The following is a 19,760-nucleotide window of genomic DNA, read 5'->3' as shown; positions in this document are numbered from 1 at the left end:
TCCGCCTTGCCCCAGACCGCCGTGCCCCGCCGGGCTGCGACGCACCCGTTGGTGTCCGACCGGGAAGGAGGCAGCCTCCTGGTCACGTCCCGGCGTGTCTGAGGCCGCTGCCTACCCGTACGAGGAGTTCAGCGAGCTCGCCGGGCCGCTGCAGGAGCCGCCGGCCGACGGCCGCGTCCGCTTCCGGCCGGTCACCCGTGGCTGGGCCCGGGTCCGCGCGCGGCTGCTGGTCCTCGGCGCCTTCACCTTCGAGCTGGTCTTCCTGATCTGGCTGATGCTCCCCGCGCACCACCCCGAGTGGGTCGGCGACTGGCGCTCGGTGCTCGCGGTCGTGCTGCTGGGCAGCGTCGCCGTCATCGGGCTGCTGCAGATGGTCAACGTCGTCACCCTGGCGCTGGCCACGCTCAACGCGCGCGACCCGGTCCCGATGACCCCCCTGGCCGGCCAGCGGGTCGCCTTCCTCACCACGATCGTCCCCGGCAAGGAGCCGCTGGAGATGGTGCGCGGCACCCTCGAGGGGGCGCTGCGGATGCGCTACGACGGCCCGCTCGACGTGTGGCTGCTCGACGAGGGCGACGACGCCGCCGTCCGCGCGATGTGCGCCGAGCTCGGCGTCCGGCACTTCAGCCGCAAGGGTGTCGAGCGCTGGAACCAGCCCAGCGGCGGGTTCAAGGCGCGCACCAAGCACGGCAACTACAACGCCTGGCTCGACGCGCACGGCGACGACTACGACTTCTGGGTGTCGGTCGACACCGACCACGTGCCGCAGCCGAACATGGTCGAGCGGCTCGTCGGCTACTTCCGCGACCCCGACGTCGCCTTCGTCGTCGGCCCGCAGGTGTACGGCAACTACGACAACGTCGTCACCCGGGGCGCGGAGTCGCAGCAGTACATGTTCCACAGCGTGCTGCAGCGCGCGGGCAACCGGCTGGCCTCGGCGATGTTCGTCGGCACCAACAACGCCGTCCGCATCTCGGCGCTGCGCGCCATCGGCGGGCTGCAGGACTCGATCACCGAGGACGCCGCCACCAGCATCGTCTGGCACGCCGCGCACAACCCCGAGACCGGCGCGCGCTGGAAGTCCGTCTACACCCCCGACGTGCTCGCCGTCGGCGAGGGCCCGGCCACCTGGCGGGACTTCTTCACCCAGCAGCACCGGTGGGCCTGCGGGGCCGACCAGACGATCCTCCGCCACTTCCGCCGCTCGTTCCGGAAGCTGTCGTGGGCCGGCCGGGCGCACTACACGATGCTGCTGGCCTACTACCCGTCGTCGGCGGTCAGCTGGGTGCTGGGCGCGCTGAACCTCACCGCCTTCCTGCTGACCGGCGTCGGCGGCCTGCAGGTCACCGCGCAGATCTGGCTGATGCTCTACGTCAACTCCGCGGTGCTCCACCTCGGCGTCTACTTCTGGAACCGCCGGCACAACGTGAGCCCGCACGAGCAGGAGGGCTCCTCCGGCGTGGCCGGCATGGCGATGTCGGCGATGTCGGCGCCGGTCTACGTGCAGGCGCTGGTGCAGGCGATGCGGCGGCGCGAGCCGGCCTTCGTCGTCACCCGCAAGGGCGCTGTCTCCGGTGACCACCTCGGCGTCTTCCGGCGGCACCTGGCCTGGGGCACCGTGCTGGTCGGGGTGCTGGTCGCCTCGTTCCCGCTGGGCCACGTGCACGTCGCCGTCTCCGCCTGGGCGGGCCTCAGCGCGCTCATGTGTCTCGTCCCGGTCGCCTGCTGGCTGGGCACCACGTTCTCCGGCCGCCGGGCGGCGGCCTCTCCCCACCGGATCGAGGGCAACATCGTGCAGGACCTGCCGGTCGTTCCGCAGGCCGTCACCCAGGTCGTGACCCAGGTCGTCGCGCCCGCCCAGCTCGCGGGCGTCCCGCAGGAGAGCCTCCGATGACCCGCCGGGTGCCGGGGCCGCTGCGGCGGCTGCGCAACGCCGCGCTGGTCGGCGCCGCGGTCACGGGCGTCGTCGCGGCGAACGGGCCGGTCGTCGTCGACGTGGCCGACCGGCTGGTCTACGACTTCCAGCGCAACCAGGACGACTACAAGGCGCAGTACGGCTTCTGGGAGACCGTCGAGCTGCCGGAGGAGTACCGGCTGTCGGCGATCCACTCGGCCCTGCTGCCCACCGGCAAGGTCCTGCTGATCGCCGGCTCGGGCAACAACGCCGAGCGGTTCGAGGCGGGCACCTTCCGCTCGATCGTCTGGGACCCGGTCACCGGCGACACCAAGGAGGTGCCCACCCCCGAGGACCTCTTCTGCGGCGGGCACGCCTACCTGCCCAACGGCAACCTGCTCATCGCCGGCGGCACCCGCCGCTACGAGCGGCTCGAGGAGCAGGTCGACCGGGCCGCCGGCGTCCTGTCGCTCACCAACCAGCACGACGAGCCGCTCACCCTGCCCGTGGGCACCCCGTTCACCGTCAGCGGCCTGACCTACACCTCCACCGAGGAGGTCCGGCTGCCCGCCGCGCACGAGATGCCCGACGGCTCGGACATGGACGGCGTCGCCGACGTGTGGGTGGAGGCCGAGGGCACCGGCGACGAGTACGTCGTCGAGGAGGAGCGCACGTTCGGCGTGCCCGACCTCCCGGCGCGGCACCGCGGGGAGGTCCACGCCCGCGGCGCCGGCATCACGAAGGACAAGCAGAACTTCCAGGGCCTCGACGCCTCCTACGAGTTCGACGTCGCCACCGAGACCTACCGGCGCACCGGCCGGCTCGACGAGGCGCGCTGGTACCCGACCCTGATCGGCCTGGACGGCGGCCGGGTGCTGGCCGTGTCCGGCCTGGACGAGTACGGCCGGATCCTCCCGGGCGACAACGAGATCTACGACCCGGCCACCCGGACCTGGACCGACCAGCCGGACCTCTTCCGCTACTTCCCGACCTACCCGGCGCTGTTCCGGCTGGAGGACGGTCAGCGCGTCTTCTACAGCGGCTCCAACACCGGCTACGGCCCGGCCGAGGAGGGGCGCCAGCCCGGGATCTGGGACCTGCGCGACAACACCTGGCAGGACGTCCCGGGCCTCGAGGACCCCGAGTACAACGAGACCAGCGCGTCGTTCTTCCTCGCCCCGGTGCAGGACCAGCGGGTCGGGATCGTCGGCGGCGGCCTGGTCGGCGACAGCCCGGAGTCGACGGCGCGCTTCAACGTGGTCGACCTCGACGAGGAGGCCCCGCGCTACGAGCCGGCGCCGGACTACCCGAGCCCGGTGCGCTACCTCAACGCCGTCACGCTGCCCGACGACACCACCCTGCTCACCGGCGGGTCGGTCGACTACCGCGGCAACGAGGAGAGCGACCTCCACCTGACGACGATCTACGACCCGGAGACCGGCGAGCTCGACGAGGCGGCCCGCAACTTCATCGGCCGGAACTACCACGCGACGGCGATCCTGCTGCCCGACGGGCGGGTGATGACCATGGGGTCGGACCCGCTGTTCGCCGACGCGGAGGAGACCCGCACCGGCACCTTCGAGACGCGGATCGAGATCTACTCCCCGCCGTACCTGTTCGCCGGGGACCGGCCGGCCATCGCCGACGCCCCGGAGGAGGTCACGCGGGGGACCGGCTTCTCCGTCACCGTCGAGGGGGCCGAGGTCGCGGAGGCGCGGCTCATGCGGCCCAGCGCCGTGACCCACCAGACCGACACCGAGCAGCGGTCGGTGGCCCTCGACGTCGCGCCCGCGTCCTGTCCCGAGGGCGCGACCGGCCACACCGCCGCCGACGGCGGCCAGCACTGCCCGGACGGTTGCTGCGGCAGCGGCACGGTCGAGCTCACCGTGCCCGAGGAGGAGGGGCTGACCCCCTCCGGCTGGTACATGTTGGTGGTGCTCGACTCCGACGGCGTCCCCTCGCCGGCCCGCTGGGTGCACGTCGCGTGAGGACCCGTCTCCACCGGCGGCGCTCGGTGCGGGCCGCGGTCCTGGCCGCCGTGGCCGGCACCGCGGTCGCCTGCGGGAACGGGTCGGACGGCAGCGGCGGCGGGAGCGCTGACGGCGGGAGCGGCGACGGCACGGCGACCGCGACCGCCACCGCCGCCCCGCAGGAGTCCAGCCGGCTCGCGGGGGAGGAGCTCTGGCTCGACCCCACCGGGCACGGCCCGGCCGCCGTGAGCGAGGCCCGCGCCGCCGGGCGGACCGAGGAGGCCGAGGCGCTCGCGCCGCTGGCCGAGCAGCCGACCGCCGTCTGGATCGCCAGCCCCGACAACCCGTACCCGGTGGTGGAGCGGATCTCCCGGGCCGCAGCCGAGGAGGACCGGATGCCGGTCCTGGTGGCCTACAACCTGCCCGGGCGCGACTGCGGTCTCTACTCCGCCGGCGGCGCCGCCGACGCCGGCGCCTACCTGGAGTGGATCGGCAGCTTCGCCGCGGCGCTCGCCGACCGCCCCGCGGTGGTCGTCCTGGAGCCGGACGCCGTGCCGCACGCGGTGGCCGGCTGCGACGGCGTCGACTCCGCCGCGCGCTACGACCTGCTCTCCCAGGCCGTCGCGATCCTCGACCGGCAGCCGGAGACGCGCATCTACCTCGACGCCGGCAACGCCGACTGGATCGACGACCTGCCGGCGCTCGCCGACGCCCTGCGCAAGAGCGGGGTCGACGTGGCCGACGGGTTCGCCCTCAACGTCTCCAACTACGAGACCACCGAGGCCAACGCGGAGTACGGCCTGGCGCTGTCCGAGCAGCTGGAGGAGGGGGCGCCCGCCGGCACCCTCGTCGCCCACTTCGTGATCGACACCAGCCGCAACGGCGCCGGCCCGCCCGAGGACGCGCCCGGCGGCGAGGGCCGCTGGTGCAACCCGCCGGGACGGGCGCTGGGCGAGCCGCCGACGACGTCGCCCGACGCCCCCCGGCTCGACGCGCTGCTGTGGGTCAAGCAGCCCGGCGACTCCGACGGCACCTGCGGCGGCGGCCCGCCGGCCGGCCAGTGGTGGCCCGAGTCGGCCGCCGACCTCGTCACCGACTGACGCCTCGCGCCGGCCCCTCAGCCGACGCGCAGCCCCAGCAGTTGCGCGAGGACGACGGCCTGCTCGGCGCGGATGAGGGCACCGTCCAGCGGCAGCTCGCGCGGGTCGAACGCCGACAGGTCGCTGCCGCGCAGGTCCGCGCCGGCCCAGCGGCTGCCCTCGAGCGCGGCGGCCGAGAGGTCGGCGCCGGTGACGGTGGCCCCGGTGAGGTCGGCGCCGCGCAGGTCGGCCTCGCGCAGCTTCACGCCGGCGAACACAGCGCCGCGCAGGTCGGCGTCGACGAGGGACACGAAGGACCAGTCGCCGCCGCTCACCCGCAGCGGCCGCAGCGAGCACGACGCGAAGGCGCTGCCGAGGAACGTGCAGTCGGTGAACTCCGCGGTGGTGAACGAGCACGCGGTGAACCGGCAGCCGCGGAACGCCGAGGCCTCGTGCCGGCCGGCGGAGAACCGGCAGTCGGTGAACGTGCAGTCCTCGAAGGTCGCGCCCACCGACGTCGTCTCGGACAGGTCGACGTCGAGGAAGGTGCAGCGCACGAACGACTCGCCGGAGAGGTCCTCACCCCAGCGGTCGTCGCCGCGGAGGGTCTCGTCCTCACGGGTCGCGGTCACGGCGGCACCCTAGGCCGTGACCGCGACCGCGGTGGCCGCCCGCACGGGCGTCCGGGTCAGCCGCCGCGCTCGACCTCGGCCTGCACGATCCCGCTGATCGCGACGCGCAGCGACTCGTTGGAGGAGTCGCCCTCGCTGAGCGCCGCGCGGGCGTCCTCGGGCAGCAGTGCCGGGTCGACGTCGTCGAGCCAGGCCACGTCGCCGCCGTTGCGGCGGCCCACCTGCAGGCCCTCGCCGCCCTGCCGCAGCACGTACTGCTCGCCGTCGATGTCGAGTGTCAGGTCGTCGCTCATGGGCGGGCCCTACCCCGCGCGCCCCCGGGCACGCACCCCACGATGGGCAGGTGGACAGCGTCGAGTGCTGCGAGGTCGTCGTCACCGGTCCGGACGCCGACTGGCTGGCCGGCTACACGCGGACCCTCGTCGAGGAGCGGCTGGCCGCCTGCCCTCCCCGGGTCGCCGGTGAGCGCGACCAGGTCGCGCACCGACCCCCGGCCCGCGGTGTCGACCGCCCCGTCGACCCCGTCGGGCGCGATCTCCCGCACGCGCTCGACCAGACCCTCGCCGTAGGTGGTGGGCAGCGCGCCGAGCGAGCGCACGAAGTCGGCGTTGGTCGCCGACGACGTGCCGATCACCCCGAGCCCGCGGCTGACGGCGACCTGCACGGTCGCGGTGCCGACGCCGCCGCTCGCGCCGTCGACGACGACCGTGCGCCCCGGCGGCAGGCCGAGCAGGTCGAGCACCCGGACGGCGGTCTCCCCGGCCACGGCCAGCCCCGCGGCGACCTCGAAGGACACCTCCGGCGGCTTCGGCACCCAGGCGCGCAGCACGGCGTGCTCGGCCGCCGTCGCCCCACCGAGGCCGAACACCGGGTCGCCGGCCTGCACGCCGTGCACGCCCTCGCCGACCTCGTCGACCACCCCGGCGGCCTCCACGCCCGGCACGGTCGGCCCGGCGGGCCGCTCGCCGCGGGCCATCAGGCCGGTGACCACCTTCCAGTCGAACGGGTTGACGCCCGCCGCACGGACGCCGATCCGCACCTGCCCCGGCCCGGCGTGCACCTCCTCCACCTCCCCGACGTGCAGCACGTCGAGCTCCCCGAACTCCGTGTACACGACGGCGCGCACCCCGCGCTCCTCCCGGTCGGCGGTCGACGTGCGGCTGCAACCGCCGTGACCGCCGACACGTTCCCGACTCAGCCGGGTTCGCCCCGGAGCTTCCTGCGGGCCACGACCACCAGGTCCACGATCGCGACCGCGGCGAAGACGAACAGCAGCACCGCCGGCCAGGCGGGCAGGTCGGTGGCCAGCCACAGGATCCCGGCGACGAGGCAGAACACCAGGCCGAAGGCGGCCAGCACCAGGCGCAGCGTCAGCGCCGACTGCGCGGGGGCCGCGCCGCCGATCCCCGCGGTCGGGTCGTGGTAGCCGGGGAGCCCCTGCTCGTACTCCTCGCGGGTCCGCTTCCGGCGAGGTTCCTCCATGCGCTGCCGGTACCCCTGGACGAGAGCGCACTACCCTGGATCGCTGTGGCCGCAGACTTCTCCGTCGTCCTGGACGAACTGGACACGACCCTCTCCAGCATCGAGTCCGTCCTCGACGTCGAGCGGCTGCGCCGCGAGGTCGCCGAGCTGCAGGAACAGGCCGCCGCGCCCGACCTCTGGAACGACGTCGAGGCCGCGCAGGCGCTGACCTCCAAGCTCTCCTACCTGCAGGGCGACCTGCGGCGGGTCGAGGAGCTGCGCCGCCGGCTCGACGACGTCGGCGTGCTGCACGAGATGGCCCAGGAGGAGTCCGACGAGGCCGTCACCGCCGAGGCCGAGCGGGAGCTGGACGCGCTCCGCAAGGAGATCGACGAGCTCGAGGTCCGCACGCTGCTCAACGGCGAGTACGACTCCCGCGAGGCGCTGGTGACCATCCGCTCGGAGGCCGGCGGCGTCGACGCGGCCGACTTCGCCGAGATGCTCATGCGGATGTACCTGCGCTGGGCCGAGCGGCACAGGTACCCCGTCGAGGTCTACGACACCTCCTACGCGGAGGAGGCCGGGATCAAGTCGGCCACCTTCGCGGTCAAGCAGCCCTACGCCTACGGCACGCTCTCGGTCGAGCAGGGCACCCACCGGCTGGTGCGCATCTCGCCGTTCGACAACCAGGGCCGGCGGCAGACGTCCTTCGCCGGCGTCGAGGTGCTGCCCGTCGTCGAGCAGACCGACCACGTCGACATCCCGGAGAACGAGATCCGGATCGACGTCTTCCGGTCCTCGGGCCCCGGCGGGCAGAGCGTGAACACCACCGACTCCGCCGTCCGGATCACCCACCTGCCCACCGGCATCGTCGTGTCCTGCCAGAACGAGAAGAGCCAGATCCAGAACCGCGCCGCGGCGCTGCGGGTCCTGCAGGCGCGGCTGCTGGCCGTCCGCCAGGCCGAGCAGCGCGCCGAGATGGACGCGCTCAAGGGGGAGGGGAGCAGCTGGGGCAACCAGATGCGCTCCTACGTCCTGCACCCGTACCAGATGGTCAAGGACCTGCGCACCGAGCAGGAGACCGGCAACACGTCGGCGGTCCTCGACGGCGACATCGACTCCTTCATCGAGGCCGGCATCCGGTGGCGCCGCCAGCAGGAGGCCGTCCCGGCGAACTAGGGTCGGCTCGGTCACAGCCTGACGAGGTTGCCCGGGCGATCCCGCTGGGTAGGAGGGCGGGTCGGCAAGAAGCGCCGGTGCGTCTCCGCGAGAACCGACCATCGTGCGGTTCCGGGCAGGTACCGTGGCCCCTCGTGATCGAATTGCAACACGTCACCAAGCTCTACCCGGCCAGCGCACGGCCGGCCCTCGATGACGTGTCGACGGAGATCGACAAGGGCGAGTTCGTCTTCCTCATCGGCTCCTCGGGCTCCGGCAAGTCGACCTTCCTCCGGCTGCTGCTCAAGGAGGACGACCCGACCCGCGGGACGGTCACGGTCAACGGCAAGACGCTGAACACGATGAGCAAGTGGCAGGTGCCCAAGCTGCGCCGCACGATGGGCTGCGTCTTCCAGGACTTCCGGCTGCTGCGCAACCGGACGGTGTCGGAGAACGTCGCCTTCGCCCTCGAGGTCATCAACAAGCCGCACCGCACGATCAAGCGGGTCGTGCCCGAGGTGCTGGAGATGGTCGGCCTCGAGGGCAAGGCCAACCGCCTGCCGCACGAGCTCTCCGGTGGTGAGCAGCAGCGGGTCGCGATCGCCCGCGCGTTCGTCAACCGGCCGCTGGTGCTGCTCGCCGACGAGCCCACCGGCAACCTCGACCCGGAGACCAGCGAGGGGATCATGCTGCTGCTGGAGCGGATCAACCGCACCGGCACCACCGTGATCATGGCGACGCACGACTACCACATCGTCGACTCGATGCGCCGCCGCGTCATCGAGCTCAACGGTGGCCAGATCACCCGCGACCAGACGCGCGGCGTCTACGGCGTCGGCCGGTAGAGCACCCCTCCGCTCACCTCGACCTGCACCTCACGACAGGGAATCCATGCGCGTCAACTTCGTCCTCTCCGAGGTGGCCACCGGGCTGCGTCGCAACCTGACCATGACGGTCGCGATGATCCTGACCACGGCCATCTCGCTCGGTCTCATGGGGACCGGCCTGCTCATCGCCGGGATGATCTCCGACATGAAGGAGATCTACTACGACAAGGTGCAGGTCTCCATCTTCCTGGCCGACGACGTCACCGACGAGCAGCGCAGCGCCATCGAGGCCCAGCTGTCGGACTCGCCCGAGGTCGCGAACTACCTGTACGAGTCCAAGGAGGAGGCCTACGCCCGCTTCCAGCAGCAGTTCTCCCAGCAGCCCGAGCTGGTCGAGAACACGCCGCCGGACGCGCTGCCGGAGAGCTTCCGCGTGGAGCTGGTCAACCCCGAGCGCTACGAGGTCATCGCCGCGGAGTTCCCCAACGGGCAGAACGGCGTCGACCAGGTGCGCGACGAGGGCGACTTCCTCGACCGCCTGTTCAGCCTGCTCAACGGCGCGCGCAACGCCACGATCGCCGTGGCGGTGGTGCAGGCACTGGCGGCCCTGCTGCTGATCTCCAACACGATCCAGCTGGCCGCGTTCAACCGCCGCAACGAGACCAACATCATGCGGCTGGTCGGCGCCTCGCGCTGGTACACCCAGCTGCCGTTCATCCTCGAGGCGGCGCTCGCCGGGCTGATCGGTGCGCTGCTCGCTGTCGGCGGCCTGGTGCTCACCAAGGTGCTCTTCGTCGACAAGACGCTGGCCGGGCCGATCAAGGCCGGCATCATCCCGCCGGTCGACTGGGGCGCGATCGCCACGATCGCCCCGGTCATCGGTGCCGCCGGCGTCGGCCTGGCCGCGGTCGCCGCGTACGTGACGCTGCGCCTGTACGTGCGCCTGTAGTCCGGTTCCCCTCCCGTCGAGATCCCGTGATCTCGCACGCCTCCGGTCCCCGGGGCGGACGAGATCACGGGATCTCGCGCGTCGGGGGCCGGTGCGGGGTAGGCAGGGGCCATGACGACGACGACGGCCCCTGGTGCCACGGCAGACGACCTCGACACCGGCCGGGCCGACGTCCGCCCCGCCCTGCGCCGGCTCGGGGAGGTCGGCGCGTTCGGCGCGGACGACGACGACCCGACCGTCGCGCTGCTGGCCTCGGTGCGGATGCTCCGCCAGCTCGCGGCGGTGTCGCTGGCCACCGCGTTCGCCGCGTGGTCGCAGCGCATGGTGCTGGAGTACCTGCGCTGCTGCCCGCCGCCGGAGCCGCTGACCGGGCTGGTCGCCGAGCTGCGCGCCGGGACCGTGCCCGGGGCCACCGCGCTCGCCCCGGCGGTGGCCGACCTCGCCGGCACCGGCACGCTGCCCATCACCGCGGTCCGCGACGGCGCGGGCTGGCGGCTGTCGGGCACCGTCGGCTGGGCGTCCAACCTCTTCGACGACGCCGTCGTCGTGAGCCCCGCGCGGACCGCCGACGAGGGACGCGTGGTCGTGCTGTTCCGGCGCACCGACGCCGGCGTGACGCCGACCGGGCCGCACGACCTGCTCGGCCTGCGCGGCACCGGCACCGGGGGCCTGCACCTCGACGGCGTCGCCGTCGGGCCCGGGCAGGTGCTCAGCGAGGACCTGGCCGCCTTCATGGCCGTGTGCCGCCCGGCGATGCTGCTGCTGCAGACCGCGCTGTCCCTCGGCGTCGCCGACGCCGCGCTCTCCGCCGCCGCCGGGCACCTGCCCACCGTCCTGCGGCCCGACGCCACCGCGCTGGGCGAGCGCCGCGACGACGTCGGCCGGCGGCTGGAGGACCTGGCCGGGGACCGGGTGGGCGTGCACCCCGGCGACCTCGCGGCGCTGCGGCTGGCGGCCCTCGACGTCGCCGCCGAGGCGGTCCGGCTGGAGACCGCGGTGGCCGGCGGCTCGGGCTACCTCGTCGGCAGCGACACCGCCCGGCGGGTGCGCGAGGCGGCGTTCCTCCCGGTGCAGGCCCCGACGTACGGCCAGCTCCGGCGCGAGATCACCGCCGCCGGACCCCGGTAACCTGGGGACATGCCGCGGGAACAGGGGCGGAAGCTCATCGCCCAGAACAAGAAGGCGCGGCACGACTACTCGATCCTCGACACCTACGAGGTGGGCCTGGTGCTCACCGGCACCGAGGTCAAGAGCCTGCGTGCCGGCCGTGCGTCGCTGGTGGACGGCTTCGCCACCGTCGACGACGGCGAGGTGTGGCTCCAGCACGTGCACATCCCCGAGTACACGCAGGGGACCTGGACCAACCACGCCCCGCGCCGCAAGCGCAAGGTGCTCATGCACCGCGACGAGATCGACAAGCTGGTCGGCAAGACCCGCGAGGGCGGCCTGACGCTCGTGCCGCTGGACCTGTACTTCAAGGACGGCAAGGTCAAGGCCACGCTCGCGCTGGCCAAGGGCAAGAAGTCCTACGACAAGCGCCACGACCTCGCCGAGCGGGACTCCCGCCGCGAGATCCAGAAGGCCTTCGGCCGCTACGTGAAGGGGCGCAGGTGATCGGGCCCGCATGAGAGGTATCGCCTACGACCGGTTCGGCGGCTCGGACGTCCTGACGCTGCGCGACGACCTCCCCGAGCCGCCGGTCGGCCCGGACACGGTGCTCGTCCGCACCCACGCCGCCGGCGTCAACCCGGTCGACGTCGGGATCCGCGAGGGCCACCTCGCCGGGCTCTTCCCGCACCACTTCCCGATCGTCCCGGGCTGGGACCTCGCCGGCACCGTGGAGGCGGTCGGGCCCGCGGTCGTGGACTTCGCGCCCGGCGACGAGGTCATGGGGTACCTGCGCCGCGACGAGGTCCAGTGGGGGACCGCCGCCGAGCTCGTGCCCGCGCCGCAGCGCTGCCTGGCGCACAAGCCGGAGTCGCTGTCCTTCGCCGAGGCGGGGGCGCTGCCGCTGGCCGGGCTCACCGCCTACCAGGCGCTCACCGAGGTGCTCGAGGTCGGCGAGGGCGACCGCGTGCTGGTCCACCGCGCCGCGGGCGGGGTCGGCTTCTTCGCCGTCCAGATCGCCGCCGCGCTCGGCGCACACGTCATCGGCACCGCGAGCCCGCGCAACCACGGCTTCCTGCGCGACGCCGGCGCCGCCGAGGTGCTCGACTACTCGGCGGGGCCGGTGAGCGGGCAGCTGTCCGAACCGGTCGACGCCGTCCTCGACCTCAACGGCGGCGAGGCGCTGGCCGATGCGCCGAAGCAGGTGCGCGACGTCTCCCGGGTCGCCAGCGTCGTGGACCCCTCGGTCAACGACATGGGCGGGCGCTACGTGTTCGTGCGGCCCGAGCGGCACGACCTCGAGGAGCTGGGCCGGATGGCCGACGCCGGCCAGCTGCGCGTGGCGATCGCGAAGGCGTTCCCGCTGGAGCGCACCGCCGAGGCGCAGGACCTCGTGGCCGGCGGGCACGTCCGCGGCAAGGTCGTCGTCACGCTGCGGTAGCCGGCCGGCGGACCCGAAGACCCTGGTCGGCGCACCGTCGGCCCCGCGAGGCTCGGCGGATGCTGAGACGACGGCGTGCCCTGGTCCTCCTCGCGCCCCTGGTCACCGGGCTCTGCGTGGTCGCCGCGGCGGCGCCCGCGGTCGCCCACGACGGGCCACGGACCGGAGGCCTGCAGAGCGCCCTCGACGAGCTGGTGCGGCAGCCCGGCGGGCCACCCGGGGCCATCGTGACGCTGGGCCGCGACGACGGACTCCACGTGCTGACCGCGGGCGTCGCCGACACGGAGACCGGCCGGACGCCCGACGCCGGCGACGCGATGCGGGTGGCGAGCGTGGCGAAGGCCTACAGCGCCGCGACGGCCCTGTCGCTGGTGTCGCGCGGGGTCCTCTCCCTCGACGATCGGGTCGCCGACCTGACCCCCTACCTACCGGAGGAGTGGTCGGAGGTCACGCTGCGCCAGCTGCTCGGGCACACCAGCGGCATCCCGGACTTCAGCCAGAGCCCCAGGTTCCGCGACGCACTGCTCGCCTCGCTGCAGGACGCGCCGTCGGACCACCGCGTCCTGCTGTCCTACGTCGAGGACCCGGATCTGCTGTTCCCCCCGGGAACGGAGTACCGGTACTCCAACTCCGACAACATCGCGGTCGCGCTCATGGTCGAGGCGGCCACCGGCCGGACCTACGCCGAGGTGCTGCGCGACGAGGTGCTCGAGCCCGCCGGTCTGTCCCACACCAGCCTGCCCGAGGACTCCGCCCTCCCCGTGCCGTACATCTCCGGCTACGACGTGTCGGAGCAGCCGCCCGAGGACGTGAGCACGGCGTTCGCCGCGGGCTGGACGTGGGCCTCCGGAGGAGTGGTGTCGACCCCCGCCGACATGGCCCGCTTCATCGGCGCGGACGTCCGTGGCGCCTTCACCGACCGGTGGACCCGGGCCGAGCAGTTCCGCTTCCGCCCGGGGTCGTCGGAGCCGCCGGGACCGGGGGACAACTCCGCCGGCCTCGGGCTGTTCCGGTACGACACCCGCTGCGGCACCGTCTACGGGCACACCGGCAACACCGCCGGGTACACCCAGTTCGCGGCCGCCACGGCGGACGGCCGGCGGACGGTGACGGTGTCGGTGAACGGACAGATCACCCCCGACAGCGCACCGGAGCAGTTCGAGCAGCTGCACGACGTGTTCGAGCTGGCCACCTGCGCCGCCGTCTCGCCGGGCTCCCGCTGAGCGGAGGGCCGGGGAGCGCTACGTTCCCTCCGATGAGCCCCCTCCCGCCCGTCGACGACGACGACGTCCCGCGGTTCTGGCGCGAACTCGGCCTGCCCGGCCTGGTCGACGTGCACGTGCACTTCCTGCCACCGCGGGTGCAGGCGAAGGTGTGGTCCTACTTCGAGGCGGCCGAGACCCACTACGGGGCGGCCTGGCCGGTGCACTACCCGCTGGCGGAGGACGAGCGGCTCGCCGTCCTCGGCCGGCTGGGCGTGCGCGCGTTCCCGACGCTGCCCTATCCGCACAAGGCGGGCATGGCCGCGTGGCTCAACGACTGGTCGGCCGCGTTCGCCGCCGCGCACCCGCGGGTGCTGTCGTCGGCCACGTTCTTCCCCGAGCCGGAGGCGCCGCACTACGTGGCCGAGGCGCTCGACCGCGGCGTGCGGGTGTTCAAGGTGCACGTGCAGGTGGGCGGCTTCGACCCGCGTGACCCTCTCCTCGACGCCGTCTGGGCGCGGCTGGAGGAGACCGGGACGCCGGTGGTCATCCACTGCGGGTCCGGGCCGCTGCGCGGTGAGCACACCGGGCCCGCGCCGATGACCGGCCTGCTCGAGCGGCACCCCGGCCTGTGCCTGGTGATCGCCCACCTCGGCATGCCCGAGTACCGCGACTTCCTCGACCTCGCCGAGCGGTACGAGCGGGTGCACCTGGACACCACGATGTTCGCCACCGACTTCACCGAGCGGCTGATGCCCTTCGATCCCGCCGACCGGCCGCGGCTGGCCGCGCTGCGGGACAAGGTGCTGCTCGGCAGCGACTTCCCGTCCATCCCGTACCCCTATGCCGAGCAGCTGGCCGCACTCTCCCGACTGGACCTCGGCGAGGACTGGCTGCGCGCGGTGCTGCACGACAACGGCGCCCGGCTGTTCGCACTGGAGGGCTGATGCCGCAGTTCCACCTCACCGCCGCCGTGCTCGGCAGCCCGGACCCGCGTGCCCTGGCCCGCTTCTACCAGCGGCTGCTCGGCTGGCGGCTCCGCGACGACGAGGACGGGTGGGCGACGCTGCGCCCCGCCGACGGCGGCACCGGGCTGTCCTTCCAGTTCGAGCGCGACCACGTGCCGCCGGTGTGGCCGCCGGAGCCGGGCACCCAGCAGATGCAGACGCACCTCGACCTGGAGGTCGACGACCTCGAGGCCGCCTGTGCGCTCGCCGAGGAGGCCGGCGCCCGGCGCCTGGGGGGCTACGACGACCCCGAGGAGGTCGTGCGCGTCTACGCCGATCCCGACGGCCACCCGTTCTGCCTGTTCGTGTCGCTGACAAACGGGTCGCCGTCGGCGGGGGAGCCCGCCTAGCGTGACGGCCCGTGTCCGACGTGCTCTCCGCTGACCCGACCGCCCTCCCCGCCGGCCTGACGGCCCGGCTGCTCACCCTGGCCGACGCCGACGCCGCGGCCGAGCTGCTGGAGGCGGCCGAGGCCGTCGACGACACCGGCGAGCACGAGGACGCCGCCGACCTCACCGAGTGGTGGGGCCGCGAGCTGGTCGACCTCCCGCACGACGGCCGGGCCGTGGTCACCGACGACGGCCGGCTGGTGGCCTGGGCGACCTCGATCGCCCCGCGCGGCGGCCGCGACGCCCTGCGTGTGTGGACCGAGGGCCGCGTGCACCCGGAGTGGCGCGGCCGCGGGATCGGCCGGGCGCTGCTGGACTGGCAGGTGCGCCGCGGCACCGAGCAGCACGCCGCGTTCGCCCCGCCCGGGCTGCCCGGCCGGCTCGTCGCGTCGGCGTACCCGGCGATGACCTCGGCTGCGCGGCTGTTCGAGCGCGCCGGCTTCACCGCCGAGCGGTACTACCACGCGATGGAGCGGGACCTGGCCGACGTGCCGGAGGTGCGCCCGGCGCCCGGCGTCGAGCTGGTGCCCTTCGCCTGGGACCGCGACGACGAGGTGCGCCGCGCCCACAACGCCTCCTTCACCGCCCACCACGGCTCCACCGAGCGCGACGAGCTGGCCTGGCGCAGCTGGTTCACCGGCCAGCGGGCTTTCCGGCCCGACCTGTCGGTGCTCGCGCTCGTCGACGGCGCCGTCGCGGGGTACGTCCTCGGGTACGTGTACGAGGCCGACACCCGCGCCACCGGCGTGGCCACCGTGCACCTGGGCCAGATCGGCGTCCTGCCGACGGCGCGCGGCAGGGGAGTGGCGACGGCGGCCATCGCGGCCTCGCTGCGCGCCGCGGCGGAGGCCGGCTGCGGCCGCGCCGCCCTCGACGTGGACAGCGAGAACAGCACCGGGGCGCTGGCCCTCTACGAGCGGGTCGGTTTCCGCACCGCGCGGACCCGGACCGCCTGGGCCCTCGCCGTCCCGCCCGTCGGCGGGTGACCCGCCCGGCGACACGCTCGGCGACCGAGGCCGACCTGCCGCTGGTCGAGGAGGCCGAGCGCGCCTACATCCGCGACGTCGAGCCCGGGCAGGAGACCGTCTGGACCGCCGCGCTCGGCCGCAACCGGGCGCTGTGGCGGGCGAACCTGTCCCGCACCACCGTGCTGGAGGTCGGCGGCACGCCGGCCGGGTTCGTCGTGTGGACGCCCGAGGACGGTGCCGCCCTGGTGGTGACCCTGCAGGTGCTGCCGTCCTTCCCTCGCCGGGGGTTGGGCCGCCGGCTGCTGGAGGAGTGCGCCCGCCAGGCCGCGGCGGCCGGGCACGCGGAGGTGCGCCTCGGCGTGCACCGCGACAACCCGGCCCGCGCCCTGTACGAGGCGGCGGGCTTCGCGCCGGCGGGGGAGGACGGCGCCTATCTGCTGTACCGGCGGACGGCGGTCCCGGCCGCTGGCTAGGGTCCACGGCATGGTCAGCGCCGATCAGCCCGTCCTCGACCCGGCCCTCGTCGGCCGGGCCCACCGCGCCGTCGAGCCCCTGCACAACCACGTGTACTTCGTGCCGGAGACCGAGCAGCACCTCACGGCGATCGGCCTGCGGCCCGGGCGGATGGTCTACTTCGCCGGCCGCGCGGCGCCGATGGGCGCCGTCGGGCCGGGCGTGGTGACGGCGACCTTCTCCAACTTCTCGCCGGCGATCGTGGGCAGGCACATCCCGCGTGCGTGGACGCTCGCCTCGCCGGAGCAGGTGGTCGCGGCCCGCGCCGCCTCCGCCCGCGCCTCGCTCACCCGGCTGCTCGGCGGCGAGGAGGCCGCGGCCGCCCCCGAGGTGGCCGAGCTGACCGGCCTGCTGGTGGAGGCGTGCACCGTGCTGACCGCCGAGGGCCGCCCGCTGTACGCCGGGCACGCCGACCTGCCCTGGCCGGAGGACACGGTCACCCGGCTGTGGCACGCCACCTCGCTGCTGCGCGAGTGGCGCGGTGACGGGCACGTCGCGCTCCTGGTGCGGGCCGGGCTGTCGGGACTGGAGGCGCTGGTCACCCACACCGCCACCGGCCGCGGGTTCCTGCCCGCCTCAGCCAAGGCCACCCGCGGCTGGAGCGACGAGGACTGGGACGCCGCCGCGGCCCGCCTGGCCGAGCGCGGCCTGCTCGACGGCGACCGGCTCACCGAGGCCGGCCGGCAGCTGCGCGCCGACCTCGAGACCGAGACCGACGCGCTGGCCACGGCACCGTGGGCGCACCTGGGCCCGGAGCGGACGGCCCGCGTGATCGAGCTGGGCAAGCGGCTGTCGGCCAACCTCGTCGCCAACGGCGCCTATCCGGCCGGGGTCTTCGCGGGCCGGTGAGCCCCCGCCTGCCCGAGGGCCCCGACGAGGGACCCACCGCCGACCTGCTGCGCGCCCGGCGCGGGGGCGTCCTCACCGCGCTGGACCGGCTGCTGCTGCACAGCCCGCCGGTGGCCGAGGGCTGGAACGCCCTGCTCGGCGCGCTGCGGGGGAGCACGACGCTGCCGGCCGACCTGCGCGAGCTGGTGGTCCTGCGGGTCGCCGTCCTCACCGGGGCGGCGTTCGAGTGGGCCGCGCACGAGCCGATCGCCCGCCGCGCCGGGCTCACCGACCTGCACCTGCGGGTGCTGCGCACCGGCGACCCGACCGCCGAGCCGGTGTGGACGCCGGCGCAGGCCGCGGTCCTCGCCTTCACCGACGCCTCGGCCCGCGACGTCGCCGTCCCCGACCCGGTCCTGGCCGCGGTGCGCGGGCACCTCGACGACCGCCAGGTCGTCGAGCTCACCGTGCTCGTGGGCGCCTACGGGATGGTCGCCCGCTTCCTCGTGGCGATGGACGTGCCACCGCCGGACGGGGAGGTTCCCGGCTGACCTCCGGCTCCCTATGGTGTGCGTCACACGAGCCGGGGAGTCGCCATGAGCATCATCGACCGACCGGGACGTTCCGGTCAGCGCACCGACGTGGACGCCGCCTTCCGCGGCTCGGCCACCTACCGGAGCCTGGGCGAGCAGGAGCTCAGCCCGGCCGAGGAACGCTTCGAGAAGGGCCGGCGCACCGTCGGGCTGTTCCTCGCCCCGGCCGTGACGATCGTCTTCGCGCTGCTGCCCCTGGACCTGCCGCGCGACCAGCACCTGCTCGCCGCGATCCTGCTCGGCGTCATCGTCCTGTGGATCACCGAGCCGGTCCCCATCCCGATCGGCGGGCTGATCGGCGTCGGGATGATCGTCGTGCTCGGCGTCGTGCCGGCCGACGACGCGGTGGGCCCGCTGGGCTCGACGACGGTGTTCACCTTCATCGGGGCGTTCATCCTGGCCGCCGCCATGCTCAAGCACGGGGTGGCCCGGCGGTTCGCCATGTCCATCCTGTCGATGCGCTGGGTCGGGGCCTCGACGGCGCGGGTGGTCATCGCCTTCGGCCTGATCACCGCGCTGCTGTCGGCGTTCGTCTCCAACACCGCGACCGTGGCGATGCTGCTGCCCACGGCGATCGGCATCCTGTCGGTGATCGCCAAGCTGATGCAGGACAAGGAGCTGGTGGCGCCGGACTTCGACCCGCTGCGGCTGAAGGTCGGCGTCGCCCTGATGCTCATGCTGGCCTACGGCGCGAGCGTCGGCGGGCTGCTCACGCCCGTCGGCACGCCGCCCAACCTGATCGGCCGCGGGCTGATCGAGGAGGCGACGGGGGAGCGGATCGGCTTCCTCGACTGGATGCTCATGGCGCTGCCCATCTGCGCGCTCATGTTCGTGGCGCTGGCCTTCGTCCTGCTGCTGCTCAACCGGCCGGAGATCCGGCGGATCGAGGGCGTGCACGAGTACGTCGAGCAGGAGCGCGCCCAGCTCGGCCCGGTCACGCGGGCGGAGAAGAACACGCTCATCGCCTTCGGGCTCACCGTCGCGTGCTGGATCTTCCCCGGCGTCATCGCGCTGACCGCCGGCACCGAGTCCGACCTCTACGTGACGATCAGCGACCGGATGGACGAGGGCATCATCGCCGTCCTCGGGGCCTCGCTGCTGTTCCTGCTGCCCACCGACTGGAAGAAGCGGGAGTTCACCCTCAACTGGTCCGACGCCGCGAAGATCGACTGGGGCACGATCCTGCTCTTCGGCACCGGCATCATCTTCGGGTCACTGCTGGCCGACACCGGCCTGGCCGAGACGATCGGCACCAGCTCGGCCGACACTCTGGGCCTGACCAGCACCTTCGCCATCACGGTGTTCGCCGTCATCCTCGCGATCATCATCTCCGAGACCACGAGCAACACCGCGTCCGCGGCGGTCGTGGTGCCGATCGTCATCCCGGTCGCGATGGCCGCGGGCATCAACCCGTTCGTGCCCGCGCTGGCGGCGACGTTCGCGGCGTCCTTCGGATTCATGCTGCCGGTGTCGACGCCGCAGAACGCGATCGTCTACGGCTCCGGCGTCGTGCCCATCACGAAGATGATCCGCTCGGGGATCTCCTTCGACGTGCTCGGGGCGCTGCTGATCGTCGTCCTGCTGCCGGTGATGATCGAGCTCGTGCTGAACGTCTGAGCCTCCCGCCGCCGATGGCAGGGGGGTGAACGGAGAGGGAAGTCATCCCCCCGTGGCGGGCCGGACACGTTCCGGCGTGTCACGATGGACGACGGCCCGCACGACGTCGGGCGCCGGTCGACGGG

The 19,760-nt window shown here is 73.8% G+C and carries 20 protein-coding genes and 1 pseudogene; 17 read left to right on the top strand and 4 right to left on the bottom strand.

What is annotated here, in order from left to right:
• Positions 1-94 precede the first annotated feature (94 nt).
• From FN207_RS06110 to FN207_RS06100, 3 genes are read left to right on the top strand one after another with little or no spacing between them, the layout of a single operon-like run.
• The gene (locus FN207_RS06110) at positions 95-1,894 is read left to right on the top strand and encodes a glycosyltransferase family 2 protein (protein ID WP_142457452.1); all 1,800 of its coding nucleotides are present in this window, start codon (positions 95-97) and stop codon (positions 1,892-1,894) included.
• A complete protein-coding gene (locus FN207_RS06105; protein WP_142457451.1) occupies positions 1,891-3,882 on the top strand; it encodes a galactose oxidase early set domain-containing protein in 1,992 nt (663 codons plus the stop codon). Before FN207_RS06110 ends, FN207_RS06105 begins: the two co-directional genes overlap by 4 nt.
• Complete coding sequence (locus tag FN207_RS06100; RefSeq protein ID WP_142457450.1) at positions 3,879-4,964, top strand: glycoside hydrolase family 6 protein; 1,086 nt, start codon at positions 3,879-3,881, stop codon at positions 4,962-4,964. Before FN207_RS06105 ends, FN207_RS06100 begins: the two co-directional genes overlap by 4 nt.
• Positions 4,965-4,981: 17 nt before the next feature.
• Here FN207_RS06100 and FN207_RS06095 read toward each other — a convergent pair whose 3' ends face one another.
• The 4 genes and pseudogenes from FN207_RS06095 to FN207_RS06080 form a co-directional block, all read right to left on the bottom strand.
• Positions 4,982-5,575, bottom strand: coding sequence for a pentapeptide repeat-containing protein (locus tag FN207_RS06095; RefSeq protein ID WP_142457449.1), 594 nt, complete (start codon positions 5,573-5,575; stop codon positions 4,982-4,984).
• Positions 5,576-5,631: 56 nt separating this feature from the next.
• Entirely contained in the window at positions 5,632-5,868 is a 237-nt protein-coding gene (locus FN207_RS06090; protein ID WP_142457448.1) for a hypothetical protein, read from the bottom strand.
• A gap of 152 nt (positions 5,869-6,020) precedes the next feature.
• Positions 6,021-6,701, bottom strand: a pseudogene (locus FN207_RS06085) (NADP-dependent oxidoreductase); the annotation flags it as partial.
• A 68-nt stretch (positions 6,702-6,769) separates the two neighbouring features.
• On the bottom strand, positions 6,770-7,057 hold the full coding sequence (locus FN207_RS06080) for a DUF6343 family protein (protein WP_142457446.1): 288 nt from the start codon (positions 7,055-7,057) through the stop codon (positions 6,770-6,772).
• A gap of 45 nt (positions 7,058-7,102) precedes the next feature.
• Here FN207_RS06080 and prfB point away from each other — a divergent pair, with 45 nt between their 5' ends.
• The 14 genes from prfB to FN207_RS06010 all read left to right on the top strand — a co-directional run bounded on the left by prfB (position 7,103) and on the right by FN207_RS06010 (position 19,635).
• The gene (gene prfB, locus FN207_RS06075; RefSeq protein ID WP_142457445.1) at positions 7,103-8,215 is read left to right on the top strand and encodes a peptide chain release factor 2; all 1,113 of its coding nucleotides are present in this window, start codon (positions 7,103-7,105) and stop codon (positions 8,213-8,215) included.
• Between the two features lie 134 nt (positions 8,216-8,349).
• The gene (gene ftsE / locus FN207_RS06070) at positions 8,350-9,039 is read left to right on the top strand and encodes a cell division ATP-binding protein FtsE (RefSeq protein ID WP_142457444.1); all 690 of its coding nucleotides are present in this window, start codon (positions 8,350-8,352) and stop codon (positions 9,037-9,039) included.
• A 46-nt stretch (positions 9,040-9,085) separates the two neighbouring features.
• On the top strand, positions 9,086-9,970 hold the full coding sequence (ftsX, locus tag FN207_RS06065; RefSeq protein ID WP_110004041.1) for a permease-like cell division protein FtsX: 885 nt from the start codon (positions 9,086-9,088) through the stop codon (positions 9,968-9,970).
• A gap of 111 nt (positions 9,971-10,081) precedes the next feature.
• Positions 10,082-11,098 carry an acyl-CoA/acyl-ACP dehydrogenase gene (locus FN207_RS06060; RefSeq protein ID WP_142457443.1) on the top strand — a complete coding sequence of 339 codons (1,017 nt, stop codon included), beginning with the start codon at positions 10,082-10,084 and terminating at the stop codon, positions 11,096-11,098.
• 9 nt (positions 11,099-11,107) lie between these two features.
• The gene (smpB, locus tag FN207_RS06055) at positions 11,108-11,584 is read left to right on the top strand and encodes an SsrA-binding protein SmpB (RefSeq protein WP_110906253.1); all 477 of its coding nucleotides are present in this window, start codon (positions 11,108-11,110) and stop codon (positions 11,582-11,584) included.
• Positions 11,585-11,594: 10 nt separating this feature from the next.
• Complete coding sequence (locus FN207_RS06050) at positions 11,595-12,518, top strand: NADP-dependent oxidoreductase (RefSeq protein ID WP_142457442.1); 924 nt, start codon at positions 11,595-11,597, stop codon at positions 12,516-12,518.
• A gap of 59 nt (positions 12,519-12,577) precedes the next feature.
• The gene (locus FN207_RS06045) at positions 12,578-13,741 is read left to right on the top strand and encodes a serine hydrolase domain-containing protein (RefSeq protein WP_142457441.1); all 1,164 of its coding nucleotides are present in this window, start codon (positions 12,578-12,580) and stop codon (positions 13,739-13,741) included.
• A gap of 32 nt (positions 13,742-13,773) precedes the next feature.
• A complete protein-coding gene (locus FN207_RS06040; RefSeq protein WP_142457440.1) occupies positions 13,774-14,667 on the top strand; it encodes an amidohydrolase family protein in 894 nt (297 codons plus the stop codon).
• Entirely contained in the window at positions 14,667-15,077 is a 411-nt protein-coding gene (locus FN207_RS06035) for a VOC family protein (RefSeq protein WP_142457439.1), read from the top strand. Before FN207_RS06040 ends, FN207_RS06035 begins: the two co-directional genes overlap by 1 nt.
• 11 nt (positions 15,078-15,088) lie before the next feature.
• Positions 15,089-16,102 carry a GNAT family N-acetyltransferase gene (locus tag FN207_RS06030; protein ID WP_142457438.1) on the top strand — a complete coding sequence of 338 codons (1,014 nt, stop codon included), beginning with the start codon at positions 15,089-15,091 and terminating at the stop codon, positions 16,100-16,102.
• Complete coding sequence (locus tag FN207_RS06025; RefSeq protein ID WP_185938210.1) at positions 16,099-16,557, top strand: GNAT family N-acetyltransferase; 459 nt, start codon at positions 16,099-16,101, stop codon at positions 16,555-16,557. Before FN207_RS06030 ends, FN207_RS06025 begins: the two co-directional genes overlap by 4 nt.
• A gap of 10 nt (positions 16,558-16,567) precedes the next feature.
• Positions 16,568-17,446 carry an SCO6745 family protein gene (locus tag FN207_RS06020; RefSeq protein WP_142457437.1) on the top strand — a complete coding sequence of 293 codons (879 nt, stop codon included), beginning with the start codon at positions 16,568-16,570 and terminating at the stop codon, positions 17,444-17,446.
• The gene (locus FN207_RS06015) at positions 17,443-17,976 is read left to right on the top strand and encodes a carboxymuconolactone decarboxylase family protein (protein WP_221888069.1); all 534 of its coding nucleotides are present in this window, start codon (positions 17,443-17,445) and stop codon (positions 17,974-17,976) included. Before FN207_RS06020 ends, FN207_RS06015 begins: the two co-directional genes overlap by 4 nt.
• Positions 17,977-18,021: 45 nt before the next feature.
• Positions 18,022-19,635 (top strand): SLC13 family permease, encoded by a 1,614-nt coding sequence (locus tag FN207_RS06010; protein WP_142457436.1) that lies wholly within the window; start codon positions 18,022-18,024, stop codon positions 19,633-19,635.
• Positions 19,636-19,760: the final 125 nt, after the last annotated feature.

Source organism: Geodermatophilus aquaeductus (assembly GCF_900182545.1).
GTDB lineage: Bacteria > Actinomycetota > Actinomycetes > Mycobacteriales > Geodermatophilaceae > Geodermatophilus > Geodermatophilus aquaeductus.
Note: the sequence above shows the minus strand (reverse complement) of the source record. Positions and strands in the feature narration are given on the sequence as shown.

Coding starts and splice junctions, on each gene's coding strand:
- FN207_RS06105 (WP_142457451.1), top strand. CDS start 1,891: ATGACCCGCCGGGTGCCGGGGCCGCTGCGGCGGCTGCGCAACGCCGCG.
- FN207_RS06090 (WP_142457448.1), bottom strand. CDS start 5,868: ATGAGCGACGACCTGACACTCGACATCGACGGCGAGCAGTACGTGCTG.
- FN207_RS06080 (WP_142457446.1), bottom strand. CDS start 7,057: ATGGAGGAACCTCGCCGGAAGCGGACCCGCGAGGAGTACGAGCAGGGG.
- ftsX (WP_110004041.1), top strand. CDS start 9,086: ATGCGCGTCAACTTCGTCCTCTCCGAGGTGGCCACCGGGCTGCGTCGC.
- FN207_RS06060 (WP_142457443.1), top strand. CDS start 10,082: ATGACGACGACGACGGCCCCTGGTGCCACGGCAGACGACCTCGACACC.
- smpB (WP_110906253.1), top strand. CDS start 11,108: ATGCCGCGGGAACAGGGGCGGAAGCTCATCGCCCAGAACAAGAAGGCG.
- FN207_RS06050 (WP_142457442.1), top strand. CDS start 11,595: ATGAGAGGTATCGCCTACGACCGGTTCGGCGGCTCGGACGTCCTGACG.
- FN207_RS06045 (WP_142457441.1), top strand. CDS start 12,578: ATGCTGAGACGACGGCGTGCCCTGGTCCTCCTCGCGCCCCTGGTCACC.
- FN207_RS06040 (WP_142457440.1), top strand. CDS start 13,774: ATGAGCCCCCTCCCGCCCGTCGACGACGACGACGTCCCGCGGTTCTGG.
- FN207_RS06035 (WP_142457439.1), top strand. CDS start 14,667: ATGCCGCAGTTCCACCTCACCGCCGCCGTGCTCGGCAGCCCGGACCCG.
- FN207_RS06020 (WP_142457437.1), top strand. CDS start 16,568: ATGGTCAGCGCCGATCAGCCCGTCCTCGACCCGGCCCTCGTCGGCCGG.
- FN207_RS06010 (WP_142457436.1), top strand. CDS start 18,022: ATGAGCATCATCGACCGACCGGGACGTTCCGGTCAGCGCACCGACGTG.